Here is a 14,990-nt window from a genome sequence, read left to right as displayed (position 1 = left end):
GACCTGCAAGGAGATCCAAGTGCGCAACAACCCGACCGTAGCGATCGTGGACGACGATGAATCGGTTCGAGACACCACGAAGGACCTGCTCGACTCTGCCGGCCTGTCCGCCGCCACCTTCGACTCGGCCGAGAGCTTCCTGCAATCGAAGGGCACGTGCGCCATCCAATGCCTCATCGCCGACATGCGCATGCCGGGGATGACCGGGCTCGAGCTGCACGGGCGCCTGGCCGCCGCCGGCACCCCGATTCCCACGGTCCTCATCACCGCCTACCCCGACGAACGGGAGCGCGCGCGCGCCTTGAAGACGGGCGTGATCTGCTTTCTCGCAAAGCCCTTCAGTGCGGAAGACCTCCTCGCCTGCATCCAGACCGCCCTGCGCGGACGCGATCCTGCGTGAGGCGCACGACCATGCTTCCCGGAGCTGCTTCATCGAAATGAACCACGAGGACACCGCCATGCACGCCGCGCGCCATTCATCCGCTGCACAGTCCGCCTTCGAGCTGCGCTTTCCCTCGCTCAGCGGCACGGGCCGCGCCCTGTCATTTCCCTGCGATGCCAGCGGCTCGGTGCAAATGGACAGCTTGAGCGAGCGCGCGCTGAACAACTACCTTCTTGCGCGCGCACTGACGGGCCGCGACTACGGGTGGCCCAGCGTGCAGGCCTCTTGCCAAGTGCAAAGCTGAAGCGAAGGAGCAAAGCCATGAGCGATCGATCTGCCGAAATCCCGGACGGCGAGGTGCCGTTCCAGGATCCGACTCCCCACGCGTCGCTCGGCGGCGAAGGAGTCGCAGCGAAGGCCGACAGCGCAGTGAAGGTCATCATCGGCGTAGCCTCGCCCGCGCTTCTGTGCGGCCTCGAATCGCTGGTGAGCGGCACCGCGGGCCTCGCTTTCGGGCGCTCGGCGCCCACACTGGACCGTTTGCTCGTCTGCTGCATGGAGGCCGAGGACTGCATCGCTCTGGTGGATCCGACCCTCGGTCCGCAGGGGCTGCGCGCATTCATGCAATTGCTCCGCATGATGGCTGCCAGGGTGCGCGTCGTGCTCATCAGCGACATGCATTCGCCGCACATGGTGCGGGAGGCGATCCGGTGGGGCGCCAGCGGATTCGTCGAGAAGACGGCCCAGCCCGCCGAGATCCGCGCCGCGCTGGTCGCGGCCGCCCGCTCGCAACGCTACCTTTCGCCGCGGATGGCGGCGGACCTGGCCGATTCCTTCGTGCTGCAGGACCTGACCCCACGCGAGATGGATGTGCTCGCCCTCCTCACGCGCGGCGACTGCAACAAGCTCATTAGCTCATTGCACCCGAATTGGCGGTGACCGGAGCTTTCACGATATTCCGCCCGCCGCACGGCCTGAAGACCCACATGCAGACGCTGCAAGACCTCCTCTATGAAAAGAGGGCGGGGATCGCCTACGTCACGATCAACCGTCCGCAGGCGATGAACGCGCTGAGCCACACGGCGCTCGACGAGCTGAGATCGGTGATGGAGGACGCGCGAGGGGACCCCGTCGTCCATGGCGTGATCGTGACCGGCGCGGGCGACAAGGCCTTCGTCACCGGGGCCGACATCACCGCGGGCGCGTCGATTTCCGCCATCGACGCGCACGCGTTCACGCGCAGCGGCCGGCTTGCGTTCGATCTGATCGAGCAGCTCGGCAAGCCGGTCATCGCCGCTGTGAATGGCTGCGCGTCGGGCGAAGGGTGCGAACTGGCGATGGCTTGCACCTTGCGTCTTGCAACGGCACATGCGAGATTCGGCAGCCCGGAAGCGAAGCCCGGTTTCGTTCGCGGCTTCGGCGGGACGCAGCGCCTCCTGCGTCTCGTCGGCAAGGGCCGTGCGCTGCAGCTCATTCTCACGGCGGACACGATCGACGCGACGGAAGCGCACCGGAACGGCCTCGTCAACGAGATTGTCGATGCAGACCAGCTCATCCCCCGTGCGGAAACGATCCTCAGCCGGATGGGGGCTCATCGAACTGGAACAGGGGAAGCAGCGTCTGCGAGCGCCAGCCGAAGCTGATCACCGTGCGCGAGATGATCCATCGCGCGACCAGCGAGATGGGTTTCGCAGGCGGATCTGCTACCGGTCGCAGAGAATCTTCATCCTTCTACGACTTTGTTCCCGGCAAACAATGAAGACGCTTCAACTTGCAACAGGCACTCCGCTGCCCGTGCTCGGCCTGGGCACCTGGCGCCTGGGCGAAGACCGCGCGCTGCGCCGCAGCGAGATCGCCGCCGTGCGCGCGGCCATCGAGATGGGCTACCGCCTCATCGACACCGCCGAGATGTACGGCGAGGGCGGCGCCGAAGAAGTGGTCGGGCAGGCGATCGCAGAGGCGCTGCGCGCCGGCGACGTGACGCGCGGCGAGCTCTTCGTCGTCAGCAAGGTCTATCCACACAACGCGAGCCGCAAGGGCACGCCGGCCGCTTGCGCGCGCAGCCTGGCGCGGCTGGGGCTGGAGCAGATCGACCTCTATCTGCTGCACTGGCGCGGCGAATACACGCTTGCCGAAACCTGCGAGGCGATGCGCGCGCTGGTCGACGGCGGGCACATCCGGCATTGGGGCGTCAGCAACTTCGACACCGGCGACATGGACGAACTGGCCGCCGTGTGCGGCGAGCCGCTGGACTGCACGGCGAACCAGGTCTATTACTCGGTGCGCGAGCGCGGGCCCGAGTTCAGCCTGCTGCCCTGGCAGCGTGCCCGCGGCATGCCGCTGATGGCCTACAGCCCGATCGACCAGGGCGCGCTGGCGGGCGATGCGGCATTGAAGAAGATGGCGCAGCGGCTCGGCGTCACGGCGGCGCAGCTTGCGCTGGCCTGGGTCATTGCACAGCCCGGCGTCGTCGCCATTCCGAAGGCGGTGCGCGAGGCGCATCTGCGTGACAACCTCGCTGCTGCCGAACTGCAGCTCGGCGACGAAGATCTCGCCGAGATCGATAGACTCCATCCCCCGCCGCGGCGCAAGAAGCCGCTTTCGATGATTTGATCCCGACGACCCAGTACGCAACTACCGAAACCCCGATGACTCCTTCCGTACGCCCCGTCACGCAGAACGACCACGCCGCCTGGCGGCCGCTTTGGGACGGCTACAACGCCTTCTACGGCCGCCATGGCGCGACTGCGCTGGCCGAGCACGTGACGCAGACGACCTGGCAGCGCTTCCTCGATCCGGAGGAGCCGATGTTCGCGCTGGTCGCGGAAGACGAGGGGCAGCTCGTCGGGCTGGCCCATTGCGTCATCCATCGCAGCATGACCCGTGTCGAGCCGGTGTGCTATCTCTCCGACCTGTTCACGCTCGAATCCCGGCGCGGGCGCGGCATCGGCCGCCTGCTCATCGAGGCGGTCTACGAGCAGGCGAAATCGGTCGGCGCCTCGCGGGTCTACTGGCAGACGCACGAATCGAACGCCGCGGGCAGGCTGCTCTACGACAAGGTCGCGAAGCACCTTGGATTCATCGTCTACGCGAGGGAGCTTTGATCACCATGCCCACGGAGAATCCGATGCAGTTCGTCGCATGCACGCACGACACCCACGCCGTTGCGATCCTGGAGATCTTCAACGATGCCATCGTCAGCTCGACCGCCCTCTACGACTACAAGCCTCGCACGCCGGAGAGCATGGTCGGCTGGTTCAAGACCAAGGAGGCGGGCGGGTTCCCCGTGATCGGCGCCATCGGAGAAGACGGCGGGCTCCTCGGCTTTGCCAGCTACGGCACTTTCCGCGCCTGGCCCGCGTACAAGTACTCGGTCGAGCACTCGGTCTACGTTCACAAGGACCACCGGGGAAAAGGCCTGGGCCTGCTGCTCATGCAGGAACTGATCGCGGCTGCCAGGGCGCAGCAGTATCACGTCATAGTAGGCGCCATCGACCTGGCCAACAAGGGCAGCATCGCCCTGCACCAGAGGCTAGGCTTCGAGCACGCCGGAACCATCAGGCAGGCCGGATTCAAGTTCGGCCGATGGCTCGACGTGGACTTCTGGCAGCTGGTGCTCGAAACGCCGGCGAATCCGGTCGACGGCTGACCCGATCGCCCGAGCGCTTGGGAATGGACGAGGGCGCCACCACTTCGCAGAAGTGGTAGCCCAGTGCGGTGAGGTGGCGCTGCAGCACGAAGCCGCAGGGGCCCGCTTCGTAGACCACATGCACGCAGTGGCCCCGGCTGACCAGGCGGCGCAGGGCCTTGCTGACGGCATCGACGCCACCGGCCACCGAGCCCAGGTGGCGTACTTCGCCGTCACGGCCGGCCTCGGCCAGGGCAATGTCGATACTGTCTTTGTGGACGTGCAGACCCGCGTAAACGGTGGCCGCAGTGGTTGGTAGATTGATTCATGGCCCGTCTCCTTGCTCGTTGCACGCTGTCCGCCCCTCGGGGGGCAGCGTTGTGGCTCGGCGCACCCACGGTGCGCAACCCACGGTAGTCCTGGAGACGGGCCACCTCAACGGCTCAAGCCATTCTGTCTAGCCCGCGTCCTTCAGGCCAGCAAGGCCTTCACCAGATCGAGCTGCCGGTCCGGCACCCCGCTCGTGAGCTGCAGATTCGCCTCGATGCGCGACAGGTGATCCGTCATGCAGGCCACGGCAGCCTCCACGTCGCCGCTGCGGCATACGCGCAGGAAGTCCGAATGCTCGTCCGAAGAGCAGTGCGGATCGTTGGAGGAGTGGTAGAGCATCGCGATCAGCGAGCTGCGCGCGACCAGTTCGCGCACCAGCTCGGCCAGCGTGCCGTTGCCCGCGGCCTCGGCCAGCGCGACGTGGAAATCGCCCAGCAGCTTTTCGCGCACGGTGCCCGTGGTCGTGGAGCGCAGCGCGCTGCGCTCGAACTGGATGTGCTGCTCCAGCGCGCGGTAGTCCGCGGGCCGGGCCTTGGCGATGAAGAGGCGCACCACTTCGCTCTCGAGGATGCGGCGCACGCCGAAGACCTCGCGCGCTTCCTGCACGCTGGGCTTGCTGACGAAGGCGCCCTTGTCCGGAATCATCTCGATCAGCTTGTCCTTGGAAAGCGTCAAGAGCGCCGCGCGGATCTTGGTGCGGCTCACGGCATAGACGCGCCCCAGCGCCTCCTCGCGCAGCCAGGTGCCGGGCGGCAGGCGCTTCTCGACGATGGCGGTGGCGATGTCCTGCGCGATGCTTTCGATGGTCGCGCTCTTGTCGGGCGCGGCGGCCGCTTCGGGAACGGCCGCCGGCGTGGTCGTGGTTGCTTTGGTGACGCGGGGCATGGCGCGATTGTGGACGAGCGGCGCCGCATCGCGCGCGGGCTTCAGGCCGCGCGTTTCAGCGCCGGCGCCGGAGACGGCAGCGTGAAGCCTTCCAGCAAGCCGGCGATCGGCTTCGGCAGCGGCTGCGCCAGCTCGCCGCGCTTGCTGGTGCAAAGCCGCAGGTTCACGAGCGATTCGATCAGCTGCGTACTGGCCGCCACGCCGTCGACCACCGGCACGCCCAGCACCTGGCCGATGTGCGCGCACAGGTCGGCCATGCCGGCGCAGCCGAGCACGATGGTGTCGGAGCCGTCTTCGACGAGCGCACGCCGGCATTCGTCGACGATGCGCTCGCGCGCCTTCGAGCCCGGCGCCTCCAGCTCGAGCACCGGAATTTCGCAGGCCCGCACGTTGGCGCAGAAGCGCTTCATGCCGTAGGCCTCGGCCAGGTGCCAGGCCTGGCCCGTCGTGCGGCCCAGCGTGGTCACCACGCTGAAGCGAGTGCCGACCAGGCTGGCCAGGTGCATGGCCGCCTGCGCGATGCCCACCACCGGCCCGCGCGCCAGCTCGCGCGCGGCCGCAAGGCCCGGATCGCCGAAGCAGGCGATCATATAGCCGTCGATGCCTTCGCGTTCGCCGGCGGCGATCTCCTGCAGCAGGCCGGGCACCGCCAGCGCCTCGTCGTAGTGGCTCTCGATCGAGGCCGGGCCCATCGAGGGGCTGACCGCCACGATCTCGGTGCCGGGCCGCGCGACCGAGCGCGCGCAGGCGCCGATCTTCTCGGTCATGCTCCAGGTGGTGTTGGGGTTGATGATCTTGATGCGCATGAAAGTTCAGGGCTTGCGGTTGAGGAGGGCGTAGATCACGAAGCCGAGGCCCATGCCGATGAACCAGGCGTAATTGGCGGCGCCGCGCCAGGCCGGGATCAGCACGCACAGGATCGGGATCAGCGCCGAAGGGATCATGGTGCACACGGCCTTCAGGTTGTAGCCCTTGCTGTACCAGTAGCGGCCCTTGGGGCTCAACGTGTAGAGATCGTCCACCACCACCTGCTGCTTGCGCACCAGGTAGAAGTCGGCGATCAGGATGCCGAACAGTGGGCCGATGAAGGAGCCCAGGATGTCCAGCGTGTAGTGGATCACCTCGGGGTTGTTGTAGAGGTTCCAGGGCGTGAGGAAGATCGAGCCCACCGCGGCGATCATGCCGCCGGTGCGCCAGCTGATGTGCTGCGGCGCGACGTTCGAGAAGTCGAAGGCCGGCGAGACGAAGTTGGCGACGATGTTGATGCCGATGGTGGCGATCATGAAGGTCAGCGCGCCCAGCACGACGGCGGTGGTGCTGTCGATCTTGCCGACCGTGTGCACCGGGTCGGTGATCAGCTCGCCGAAAACCGGCAGCGTCGCGGCCGTGGTGATCACGGTGAGCAGCGAGAAGAACACGAAGTTGACTGGCAGGCCCCAGAAGTTGCCCTTTTTCACCGCGTCGAAGCTCTTGCTGTAGCGCGAGAAGTCGCCGAAGTTGAGCATCGGGCCGCTGAAGTAGCTCACCACCAGCGCAATCGCCGAGAGCATCACCGGCAGCGCGTCCCAGCCCTGGAACTTGACGCCGCCCAGGTTGAGGTCGATGCGGCTCCAGCCGGCCTTCCACACCAGCCAGCCGCACAGGATCGTCATCACCACGTAGACCCCCGGGCCGGCCCAGTCGATGAACTTGCGGATCGCTTCCATGCCGTGCCAGAACACGAAGGCCTGCAGCACCCACATCACCATGAAGGCCAGCCAGCCCAGCGCCGACAGGCCTGCGAAGCCGTGCAGCTTGACGTCGGCGTACGGCGCGAGGTTGGGGAACAGGTGCAGCGCGAGCACCATGAAGGCGGCCGAGGCCAAGTAGGTCTGGATGCCGTACCAGGCCACCGCGATCAGGCCGCGGATGATGGCCGGGATGTTGGCGCCGCGCACGCCGAAGGAGGCGCGGCAGATCACGGGGTAGGGCGTGCCGGTCAGCTGGCTCGGCTTGGCCACCAGGTTGCAGAAGAACTGCACGATGCAGATGCCCACCAGCAGCGCTACCAGCACCTGCCAGCTCGACAGGCCGAGCGCGAACAGGCTGCCCGCGGTGATGTAGCCGCCGACGCTGTGCACGTCGGACATCCAGAAGGCGAAGATGTTGTATTGGCCCCAGGTCTGCTTCTTGAGCGGCGCGAGGTCTTCGTTGGTGAGGGCGGGGTCGTAGCCCGGCTTGATGAGTGCGTTGGATTCGGTATGCGGCGCATGGCCGGCGATCGGCAGGTCCATGCTTCCTGGGCTGACGGCTGTGTTCACGGGTGTCTCCTCGTGGGGGATGGGCGGATGTCCGAACGGCATGTTCGGTACGTGGATTGCACCCTATATTTGTATACAAAAAATGGGTGCAATCAAGGACGATCTGCGGCCTGATGGTTGGTGTTTACCCTTGCTTGAGGAACAATCGCGCCATGAACCCTGGCGACAAGAACGAGGCGATCGAGTGCCGGCTGGTGTGCTTGCGCGGCCGAGTGCAGGGCGTCGGCTACCGGGATGCCTGCCTGCACCACGCGCGCGCCAAGGGCATCACCGGTTGGGTCCGCAACCGCGCCGATGGGTCGGTCGAAGCCATGCTGCAGGGCTCTCGCCGTGAACTGGATGCCATGTGCAATTGGCTGCGCGACGGCGTGCCCGGCGCATGGGTCGACGCGCTCGAGCTCACGCAGGTGCCGCCGCCTTTCGATCGCCTCGATCGTTTCGAACGGCTGCCCAGCTTGTAGAGCAGACGCAAAAGAATCTATCTTTTGTCCTTGTCGAAGCCGCTTCAACCGGCGCGCCCGGCTGGCCACACTCCGGGCCAAAGGAGACAAAGCATGAAAGCCAGCCACTACTTCGCGCGTCGCGCGATTCTTCGGGCCTGCCTGGCCTGCGGCATAGCCCTCGGCGCCCCCTTGGCCATCGCCGCCTACCCCGACAAGCCCATCAAGCTGGTCGTTCCCTATCCGCCCGGCGGCGCCACCGACGTGATCGGGCGCATCGTCGCGCTCAAGCTCGGCGAGCTGCTCGGGCAGCAGGTCGTGGTCGACAACCGCGGCGGCGCCGGCGGCAACATCGGCGCCGAGGCGGTCGCGAAGGCAGCGCCGGACGGCTACACCCTGCTGATGGGCGCGCTGACTTCGCACGCGACGATGGCGACGCTGGAGAAAGGGCGCCTGCGCTACGACATCTCGAAGGACTTTGCGCCCGTCATGATCGTCGGGTCGGTGCCGCTGGTCGTGGTGGTCAATCCGCAGGTTCCGGTCAAGACGCTGAAGGAACTCATCGCCTACGCCAAGGCCAACCCCGACAAGTTGAACTACGCCTCGTCCGGCGCCGGCGCGCCCCAGCGCATGGCCGCCGAAATCCTCCAGCGCGAGACCGGCATCAAGATGACGCACATCGCCTACAAGGGCAGCGGTCCGGCGATGACCGACGTGGTCGGCGGCCAGGTCGGCCTGATGGTCGAGACGGCGCCGGCCTCGCTTCCCTTCATCACTTCGGCCAAGCTTCGTGCGCTGGCGGTCACGACGCCGCAGCGGATCTCGATGCTGCCCGATGTGCCCTCGGCGGCCGAGGCGGGCGTGCCGAACCTCGAAGTCAGTTCCACCTTCGGCGTCCTGGCGCCGGCGGGCACTCCCGCGGCCATCGTGGCGCGCCTCAACGAGGCGCTCGCGAAACTCGTGCAATCGCCCGAAGCCAGGGAGATGCTGCTCAAGCAGGGCGTCTATGCGGCGGCGCCGACGACGCCGGCGAAGTCGGACGAGCAGATCCAAGCCGAGATTGCCCGCTGGAAAAAAGTCATTGCCGACGCCAATATCAAGTCCGACGAATGAGGGCCCACTGAACATGTCCAAAGCCTCCTCCAAGCCCGACGGCACCGATGAACCCTCGGGCATGCGCAAAGGCCTGACCAGCTACGGCGACCAGGGCTTCTCGCTCTTCCTGCGCAAGGCCTTCATCAAGGGCGCCGGCTATACCGACGCGGCGCTCGACCGCCCCGTGGTCGGCATCGCGAACACCGGCAGCGCCTACAACCCCTGCCACGGCAATGCGCCGCAGCTCATCGAAGCGGTGAAGCGCGGCGTGATGCTCGCCGGCGGATTGCCGATGGACTTTCCGACGATCTCGATCCATGAGAGCTTCGCGGCGCCGACGAGCATGTACTTGCGCAACCTCATGTCGATGGACACCGAGGAGATGGTCCGCGCACAGCCGATGGATGCCGTGGTCCTGATCGGCGGCTGCGACAAGACGGTGCCGGCGCAGCTCATGGGCGCGGCCTCGGCCGGCATTCCCTCGATCCAGCTGATTACCGGTTCCATGCTGACGGGCAGCCATCGCGGCGAGCGCGTCGGCGCATGCACCGACTGCCGGCGCTACTGGGGCAAATACCGCGCGGGCGAAATCGACGACGAGGAAACCGCCGACGTGAACAACCAGCTGGTGGCGAGCGTGGGGACCTGCTCGGTCATGGGCACGGCCAGCACCATGGCCTGCATTGCCGAAGCGCTGGGCATGACGATGCCGGGCGGCGCTTCGCCGCCGGCCGTCACGGCCGACCGCATCCGCATCGCGGAGCAGACCGGCGCGCAGGCTGTTCAGATCGCGCGCGACGGCCTGACCATCGACAAGGTGCTCACACCCGCCGCGTTCGAGAACGCGATGCGGGTGCTGCTCGCGATCGGCGGCTCGACCAACGGCATCGTGCACCTCGCCGCGATCGCGGGCCGGATGGGCCTGGACATCGATCTGCACGCGCTCGACCGCATGGGGCGCGAGACGCCCGTGCTGCTGGACCTGAAGCCCTCGGGCCAGCACTACATGGAAGACTTCCACAAGGCCGGCGGCATGGCGACGCTGCTGCGCGAACTCCAACCCTTGCTGCGGCTCGAGGCCATGACCGTCACCGGCAGGACGCTGGGCGAAGAGATCGAACGCGCGGGGCCGAGATTCGCGCAGGACGTGGTGCGCGCCGTGGACAACCCGATCTATCCGCAGGGCGGCATCGCGGTGCTGCGCGGCAACCTGGCGCCGGGCGGGGCCATCATCAAGCAGTCCGCGGCGGATGCGGGGCTGATGGAGCACGAAGGCCGCGCCGTGGTCTTCGAGAACATCGAGGACCTGGTCCTGCGCATCGACAGCGACGATCTCGACGTCGCGCGCGAGGACGTGCTGGTGCTCAAGAACATCGGCCCCAAGGGCGCACCGGGCATGCCCGAGGCAGGCTACATCCCGATCCCGCGCAAGCTCGCGCGCGCGGGCGTGAAGGACATCGTGCGCATCTCCGACGGCCGCATGAGCGGCACGGCCTTCGGCACCATCGTGCTGCACGTGACGCCGGAGTCGGCCATCGGCGGTCCGCTCGCGCATGTCCGCAACGGCGACCGCATCCGGCTGAGCGTGGCGAAGCGCGAAATATCGCTGCTGGTATCGGACGACGAACTGGCGCGCCGCGCGAAGGAGTCGCCGGTGGTCGAACCGACGGCCGAACGAGGCTATCGAAGGCTCTTTCTGCAGACCGTGATGCAGGCCGACAAGGGCGTCGACTTCGACTTTCTTCGCGCGCCGAAACCTTAGGCACGCGCTTTGCAGACGGCCTGCGCCTCGGCAAGAAGGGCCTTCGCCAGCCCGGCGCGCGGCCCGTGCGTGGCCCAGATCAGGCCCACGCGCCGCACCGGCGCGCGCGCCGGCAGCGCCACGCGTGCGATCGCGAATCCGCTGTTCCACATCGGCGCCCAATCCGGCAGCAAGGCCACGCCCAGCCCCTGGCCGACCAGTGCCGCGACCGCCATCAGGTTGTCGATCTCCAGCCGCTGCCGCACGCCGATGCCGTGGTCGCGCAGGTAGCGGTCGGCCAGTTGTCCGCCCACCACCGAGCGGTCATAGCGGATGAAGGGCTCGGTCGCGAGCAGCTCATGGGCCTTGCGCCGGGCCAGGGCCTTGGGCGCAACCACGACCAGGCGCTCCTCGAACAGCGCCTGGAAGGTGCAGCCCTTGCCGATGGCGAATTGCGGCTCGACCACGATGGCGGCGTCGAGCGCGCCGGTCGTCACCTGCCGGCACAGTTCCACGGAGCTGCCGGGCGCGACGAAGACCGACAGATCGGGAAAGCGCGCGTACAGCCGCTTGAGCACCAGCGGCAGCACGCTGGTCATGGCCGAGACAAACACGCCCAGGCGCAACTCGCCCAGCGACGCGCCGTCGCTGGTGACCGCCCGCAGGTCGCGCACGTCACGCAGCACGTTGCGGGCGCGATCGAGCATCTTGAGCCCCGCCTCCGTGGGGCGCACGGAGCGGCCGGAGCGTTGGACCAGCGGCAGGCCGATGTCTTCCTCGAGCGCCTTGACGCGCGCGGCGATGGCCGCGGGCGTAAGGTCGAGCCGGCGCGCCGCCTCGGCCATCGAGCCCAGTTCGGCGACGGCGACAAAGCTCTGAAGGTAGCGCGTATCCATCGGCGCGAATGTACAGGCCGCCTTCGATCAAACCCAAAAAATCTTTTGCTTTGACCGTGCTGGCTTCTTGCCCTCGAGGACACCCGTCATTCGATACTTCATCCGCATGAACTCCCACATGACGAAGCGGCTGCACGGCGTGATCGCGCCGGTGCTCACGCCTTTCAACGACAAGCTCGAGCCCGACGTCGAGCGCTTCATCGCCCACTGCCGCTGGCTGGTGGACAACCATGCGGGGCTGGCGATCTTCGGCACCAATTCGGAGGCGGCATCGCTTTCCGTCGGCGAGCGGCTGTCGTTGGCGCAGGCCCTGGTGGAGGCAGGCATTCCCGCCGCGATGCTCATGCCGGGAACGGGCGCCTGCGCATTGCCGGACGCGGTGGAACTGACCCGCCACGCCACGCGGATCGGCGCCTCGGGCGCGCTGGTGCTGCCGCCCTTCTATTTCAAGGGCGTGTCCGACGATGGCGTGTTCGCCTATTACGCGGAGATCATCGAGCGGGTGGGAAGCGGCTGCGTGCCCATCTACCTCTATCACATCCCGCAGCTCAGCCAGGTGCCCATCACGCTCGGCCTGATCGAGCGTCTTCTCGAGCGCTACCCGGGCACGATCGCGGGCGCCAAGGATTCCTCGGGCGACTGGAAAAATTCCAAGGCCATGATCGACAACTTCGCCACTGCAGGCTTCGACGTGTTCCCGGCCAGCGAGTCCTTGCTCTCCCAGGCCTTGCCGATCGGCGGCGCGGGTTGCATCAGCGCGACGGTGAACATGAATCCGGCCGGCATCCATCGCCTGTTCGAAGGCTGGCAAGGTCCCGAAGCCGCCAAGCTGCAAGCCAAGGCGGACGCCATTCGCACGATCTTCCAGGCCGCGCCGATGATCCCGGCGATGAAGCACGTGGTCTCCAGCTTCGCTGCGCATCCATCATGGCGCAGGGTGCGTCCGCCGCTCGTCGCGCTGGGCGACGCCGCGGGCGGCGAGGTCCTGGCCCGGCTGGACGCCGCCGGGTTCGACATGCCCGGCTACCCGCGACGCCCTCAGTGAAGCTCTGCACGTTCGCGCCGCGATCACTATGATGGCCTGCCGCCACCGCATCGCAGCAAACCCATGAGCATTCCCACCACCCGCCTGGGCCGCACCGGCCTGACCGTGTCGCGGCTCGCGCTCGGCACCATGACCTTCGGGCTGCAGACCGACGAAGCGGTATCGCAGCGCATCCTCGATAAGGCGACCGAGGCCGGCATCAACTTCCTGGACACCGCCGACGTCTACCCGCTCGGCGGCACGGTCGAGACCACCGGCCGCACCGAAGAGATCATCGGCCGCTGGCTGCAAGCTAAAGGGCCGGGCGCGCGCCGCCGCTTCGTGCTCGCCACCAAGGCGGTCGGCAAGGTCGGCCCGAACCCCTGGGACCAGGGCGCATCGCGCAAGCATTTGCTCGATGCCATCGACGCCTCGCTCAAACGGCTGCAGACCGACCATGTCGACCTGTACCAGCTCCACAGCGACGACCGCGAGACGCCGCTCGACGAGAGCCTGGAGGCGCTCGATGTCATCGTCAGGTCGGGACGCGCGCGCTACATCGGCGTCTCCAACTTCCTGGCCTACCGGCTGGCGCGTGCGCTGGGCCGCTCCGAGCTGCACAAGCTCACGCGCTTCGTCTCGGTGCAGCCGCGTTACAGCCTCTTGTTCCGCGAGATCGAGCGCGAGCTGCTGCCGCTCTGCGGCGAAGAGAGCCTGGGCGTGATTCCCTACAACCCGCTCGCGGGCGGTCTGCTGACCGGCAAGTACAAGGCCGGCGCCAAGCCCGAGGACAACACGCGCTTCACGCTCGGCACCGCGGGCACGATGTACCAGGACCGCTACTGGAACGAGCGCAGCTTCGCGAGCGTCGCGCAATTGCATGCGCTGGCCGACGAAGCGGGCGTGCCGCTCGCGACCCTGGCCGTCGCGTGGGTGATGGCCAATCCGCTGATCACCGCGCCGCTGCTCGGCGCCAGCCGGCCGGAGCAGCTCGATGCCACGCTCGCGGCGGCCGACTACAAGCTCGATGCGGGACTCAAGCAGCGGCTCGACGAACTCACCGCCGACTATCGCAAGGGCGACGCGCCGCGCTGACACAAGAGACAAGAGGGCACGCCATCACTGGATCACCTTGTCCGCCCGGTTCAGCACCGAGCGCGGGATCGTGAAACCGATGCGCTTGGCGGTCTTCAGGTTGATCAGCAATTCGAACTTCGTCGGCTGTTCGATCGGAAGATCCGCCGGCTTGGCGCCTTTCAGGATCCTGTCGACGTAGCGGGCGCCGTCCTTGCCTTCCATGCCGTAGCCGGGTCCGTAGGCCATGAGGCATCCGTTTTCCGCATAGTCGCCCCGTGCGCAGATCGACGGCAAGCCGCTGGCGATGGCCAGCTCGGCAATGAGCTTCTGGTTCGAATTGGCGACCGGGTTGAGCGTGATCCAGACGGCGCTGCTGCGCGCCTTGACGGCTTGCGTGAACGCAGCCACGTACTCGTCGACGCTGCTCACCTCCATCGAATAAAGCTGCAGACCCAGCTTCTCCGCGGGCGCCTGGCTGGCTTCCCACTGTGGAATGGAGCCCGGCGCCTTGCGGTCCCACAGCACCGCGACCCGGCTGGCCTTGGGCATGGTTTCCTTCAGCAGCTCCAGCCTCTTGCCGGCCAGGACCGCCGCCACGTTGGTGATCCCCGTGCTGTTGCCGCCCGGCCGCGCCAGGGTTTCGGCCAGGCCGGTGGTGATCGGGTCTGTGACGCCCATGAAGACGATGGGAATGGTGACGGTCGTCTTCTTGGCAGCCAGGGCTGCGTTGGTCGTGACCGTGACGAGGACGTCGACGTCCAGTCGGACCAGCTCGGCCGCATGGCCGGGAAGCCGCTCGAAATCCAGGCTTTCATGGCGGTAGTCGATCTGGATGTTCTGTCCTTCGACATAGCCGAGGTCGCGCAGGCCTTGCCGGAATGCCTCGAGCCGGGGTGCGTCCGCGCTGGCCGAAACGGCCGCCAGATAGCCCACGCGCGGCACCTTCCTGGGCTGCTGGGCCTCGGCGACGGGGCCGGCGGCAAGCATCAGCGCGCAAAGAAGAAGCCGCAGGTTCTTGCCGTTCATCAGGTTTCTCCTTCGGAGCTTCCGTCTTCCATAGGCTGATTGGTGGATTTCGCCGAGTCCGCAAAGGCGGAAAATCGGCGCCGCGCCGCTGTGAATGGCGCAGCCAATCGACGACAAAGTGATCGAATCATGAAAGCCCCGGCCGCGTGGACCTCGCTGGGCTTCC

18 protein-coding genes are annotated in these 14,990 nt (G+C 67.1%); 13 read left to right on the top strand and 5 right to left on the bottom strand.

What is annotated here, in order from left to right; genetic code table 11:
• The first annotated feature begins 19 nt into the window (after positions 1 to 19).
• The 8 genes from ACSQ9I_RS21670 (at position 20) to ACSQ9I_RS21635 (ending at position 4,329) form a co-directional block, all read left to right on the top strand.
• Entirely contained in the window at positions 20 to 400 is a 381-nt protein-coding gene (locus ACSQ9I_RS21670) for a response regulator transcription factor (RefSeq protein ID WP_093102820.1), read from the top strand.
• 37 nt (positions 401 to 437) lie between these two features.
• Positions 438 to 686 carry a hypothetical protein gene (locus ACSQ9I_RS21665; protein ID WP_436309530.1) on the top strand — a complete coding sequence of 83 codons (249 nt, stop codon included), beginning with the start codon at positions 438 to 440 and terminating at the stop codon, positions 684 to 686.
• A 17-nt stretch (positions 687 to 703) separates the two neighbouring features.
• On the top strand, positions 704 to 1,321 hold the full coding sequence (locus ACSQ9I_RS21660; protein WP_093102821.1) for a response regulator transcription factor: 618 nt from the start codon (positions 704 to 706) through the stop codon (positions 1,319 to 1,321).
• 47 nt (positions 1,322 to 1,368) lie between these two features.
• Positions 1,369 to 2,025 carry an enoyl-CoA hydratase-related protein gene (locus ACSQ9I_RS21655; RefSeq protein WP_436314410.1) on the top strand — a complete coding sequence of 219 codons (657 nt, stop codon included), beginning with the start codon at positions 1,369 to 1,371 and terminating at the stop codon, positions 2,023 to 2,025.
• Positions 2,026 to 2,137: 112 nt separating this feature from the next.
• Positions 2,138 to 2,995 (top strand): aldo/keto reductase, encoded by an 858-nt coding sequence (locus tag ACSQ9I_RS21650; protein ID WP_436314409.1) that lies wholly within the window; start codon positions 2,138 to 2,140, stop codon positions 2,993 to 2,995.
• 35 nt (positions 2,996 to 3,030) lie between these two features.
• On the top strand, positions 3,031 to 3,486 hold the full coding sequence (locus ACSQ9I_RS21645) for an N-acetyltransferase family protein (RefSeq protein ID WP_436314408.1): 456 nt from the start codon (positions 3,031 to 3,033) through the stop codon (positions 3,484 to 3,486).
• Positions 3,487 to 3,509: 23 nt separating this feature from the next.
• Positions 3,510 to 4,031, top strand: a complete 522-nt coding sequence (locus ACSQ9I_RS21640; protein WP_436314407.1) for an N-acetyltransferase family protein — start codon at positions 3,510 to 3,512, stop codon at positions 4,029 to 4,031.
• Positions 4,032 to 4,104: 73 nt separating this feature from the next.
• A complete protein-coding gene (locus tag ACSQ9I_RS21635; RefSeq protein WP_436314406.1) occupies positions 4,105 to 4,329 on the top strand; it encodes a hypothetical protein in 225 nt (74 codons plus the stop codon).
• Between the two features lie 152 nt (positions 4,330 to 4,481).
• On the opposite strand, the gene ACSQ9I_RS21630 is transcribed toward ACSQ9I_RS21635, so the two are convergent.
• Genes ACSQ9I_RS21630 through ACSQ9I_RS21620 form a run of 3 tightly spaced genes read right to left on the bottom strand, consistent with a single transcriptional unit; the run spans position 4,482 to position 7,498 of the window.
• Entirely contained in the window at positions 4,482 to 5,225 is a 744-nt protein-coding gene (locus ACSQ9I_RS21630) for a GntR family transcriptional regulator (protein ID WP_093102828.1), read from the bottom strand.
• A gap of 41 nt (positions 5,226 to 5,266) precedes the next feature.
• On the bottom strand, positions 5,267 to 6,031 hold the full coding sequence (locus ACSQ9I_RS21625; RefSeq protein WP_436314405.1) for an aspartate/glutamate racemase family protein: 765 nt from the start codon (positions 6,029 to 6,031) through the stop codon (positions 5,267 to 5,269).
• A gap of 6 nt (positions 6,032 to 6,037) precedes the next feature.
• Positions 6,038 to 7,498, bottom strand: coding sequence for an NCS1 family nucleobase:cation symporter-1 (locus ACSQ9I_RS21620; RefSeq protein ID WP_436315796.1), 1,461 nt, complete (start codon positions 7,496 to 7,498; stop codon positions 6,038 to 6,040).
• Between the two features lie 179 nt (positions 7,499 to 7,677).
• Here ACSQ9I_RS21620 and ACSQ9I_RS21615 point away from each other — a divergent pair, with 179 nt between their 5' ends.
• From ACSQ9I_RS21615 to ACSQ9I_RS21605, 3 genes are all read left to right on the top strand, one after another.
• Positions 7,678 to 7,986 (top strand): acylphosphatase, encoded by a 309-nt coding sequence (locus ACSQ9I_RS21615; RefSeq protein WP_436314404.1) that lies wholly within the window; start codon positions 7,678 to 7,680, stop codon positions 7,984 to 7,986.
• Between the two features lie 93 nt (positions 7,987 to 8,079).
• Positions 8,080 to 9,078 carry a Bug family tripartite tricarboxylate transporter substrate binding protein gene (locus tag ACSQ9I_RS21610; RefSeq protein WP_436290895.1) on the top strand — a complete coding sequence of 333 codons (999 nt, stop codon included), beginning with the start codon at positions 8,080 to 8,082 and terminating at the stop codon, positions 9,076 to 9,078.
• A gap of 13 nt (positions 9,079 to 9,091) precedes the next feature.
• A complete protein-coding gene (locus ACSQ9I_RS21605) occupies positions 9,092 to 10,822 on the top strand; it encodes an IlvD/Edd family dehydratase (protein WP_436314403.1) in 1,731 nt (576 codons plus the stop codon).
• On the opposite strand, the gene ACSQ9I_RS21600 is transcribed toward ACSQ9I_RS21605, so the two are convergent.
• Positions 10,819 to 11,697, bottom strand: a complete 879-nt coding sequence (locus ACSQ9I_RS21600) for a LysR substrate-binding domain-containing protein (protein WP_436304900.1) — start codon at positions 11,695 to 11,697, stop codon at positions 10,819 to 10,821. The genes ACSQ9I_RS21605 and ACSQ9I_RS21600 overlap by 4 nt on opposite strands.
• 118 nt (positions 11,698 to 11,815) lie before the next feature.
• Between ACSQ9I_RS21600 and ACSQ9I_RS21595 the strand changes: the two genes are divergently transcribed.
• Complete coding sequence (locus ACSQ9I_RS21595; RefSeq protein ID WP_436314402.1) at positions 11,816 to 12,742, top strand: dihydrodipicolinate synthase family protein; 927 nt, start codon at positions 11,816 to 11,818, stop codon at positions 12,740 to 12,742.
• 63 nt (positions 12,743 to 12,805) lie between these two features.
• Entirely contained in the window at positions 12,806 to 13,816 is a 1,011-nt protein-coding gene (locus ACSQ9I_RS21590; protein WP_436314401.1) for an aldo/keto reductase, read from the top strand.
• Between the two features lie 24 nt (positions 13,817 to 13,840).
• On the opposite strand, the gene ACSQ9I_RS21585 is transcribed toward ACSQ9I_RS21590, so the two are convergent.
• Positions 13,841 to 14,824, bottom strand: a complete 984-nt coding sequence (locus ACSQ9I_RS21585; protein WP_436314400.1) for an ABC transporter substrate-binding protein — start codon at positions 14,822 to 14,824, stop codon at positions 13,841 to 13,843.
• Between the last annotated feature and the right edge of the window lie 166 nt (positions 14,825 to 14,990).

This window comes from Variovorax sp. LjRoot84, from assembly GCF_964254305.1.
GTDB lineage: Bacteria > Pseudomonadota > Gammaproteobacteria > Burkholderiales > Burkholderiaceae_C > Variovorax.
Note: the sequence above shows the minus strand (reverse complement) of the source record. Positions and strands in the feature narration are given on the sequence as shown.

Coding starts and splice junctions, on each gene's coding strand:
- ACSQ9I_RS21615 (WP_436314404.1), top strand. CDS start 7,678: ATGAACCCTGGCGACAAGAACGAGGCGATCGAGTGCCGGCTGGTGTGC.
- ACSQ9I_RS21630 (WP_093102828.1), bottom strand. CDS start 5,225: ATGCCCCGCGTCACCAAAGCAACCACGACCACGCCGGCGGCCGTTCCC.
- ACSQ9I_RS21585 (WP_436314400.1), bottom strand. CDS start 14,824: ATGAACGGCAAGAACCTGCGGCTTCTTCTTTGCGCGCTGATGCTTGCC.
- ACSQ9I_RS21625 (WP_436314405.1), bottom strand. CDS start 6,031: ATGCGCATCAAGATCATCAACCCCAACACCACCTGGAGCATGACCGAG.
- ACSQ9I_RS21590 (WP_436314401.1), top strand. CDS start 12,806: ATGAGCATTCCCACCACCCGCCTGGGCCGCACCGGCCTGACCGTGTCG.
- ACSQ9I_RS21655 (WP_436314410.1), top strand. CDS start 1,369: ATGCAGACGCTGCAAGACCTCCTCTATGAAAAGAGGGCGGGGATCGCC.
- ACSQ9I_RS21605 (WP_436314403.1), top strand. CDS start 9,092: ATGTCCAAAGCCTCCTCCAAGCCCGACGGCACCGATGAACCCTCGGGC.
- ACSQ9I_RS21610 (WP_436290895.1), top strand. CDS start 8,080: ATGAAAGCCAGCCACTACTTCGCGCGTCGCGCGATTCTTCGGGCCTGC.
- ACSQ9I_RS21665 (WP_436309530.1), top strand. CDS start 438: ATGAACCACGAGGACACCGCCATGCACGCCGCGCGCCATTCATCCGCT.
- ACSQ9I_RS21595 (WP_436314402.1), top strand. CDS start 11,816: ATGACGAAGCGGCTGCACGGCGTGATCGCGCCGGTGCTCACGCCTTTC.
- ACSQ9I_RS21645 (WP_436314408.1), top strand. CDS start 3,031: ATGACTCCTTCCGTACGCCCCGTCACGCAGAACGACCACGCCGCCTGG.
- ACSQ9I_RS21650 (WP_436314409.1), top strand. CDS start 2,138: ATGAAGACGCTTCAACTTGCAACAGGCACTCCGCTGCCCGTGCTCGGC.
- ACSQ9I_RS21660 (WP_093102821.1), top strand. CDS start 704: ATGAGCGATCGATCTGCCGAAATCCCGGACGGCGAGGTGCCGTTCCAG.
- ACSQ9I_RS21600 (WP_436304900.1), bottom strand. CDS start 11,697: ATGGATACGCGCTACCTTCAGAGCTTTGTCGCCGTCGCCGAACTGGGC.
- ACSQ9I_RS21640 (WP_436314407.1), top strand. CDS start 3,510: ATGCAGTTCGTCGCATGCACGCACGACACCCACGCCGTTGCGATCCTG.
- ACSQ9I_RS21620 (WP_436315796.1), bottom strand. CDS start 7,498: ATGGACCTGCCGATCGCCGGCCATGCGCCGCATACCGAATCCAACGCA.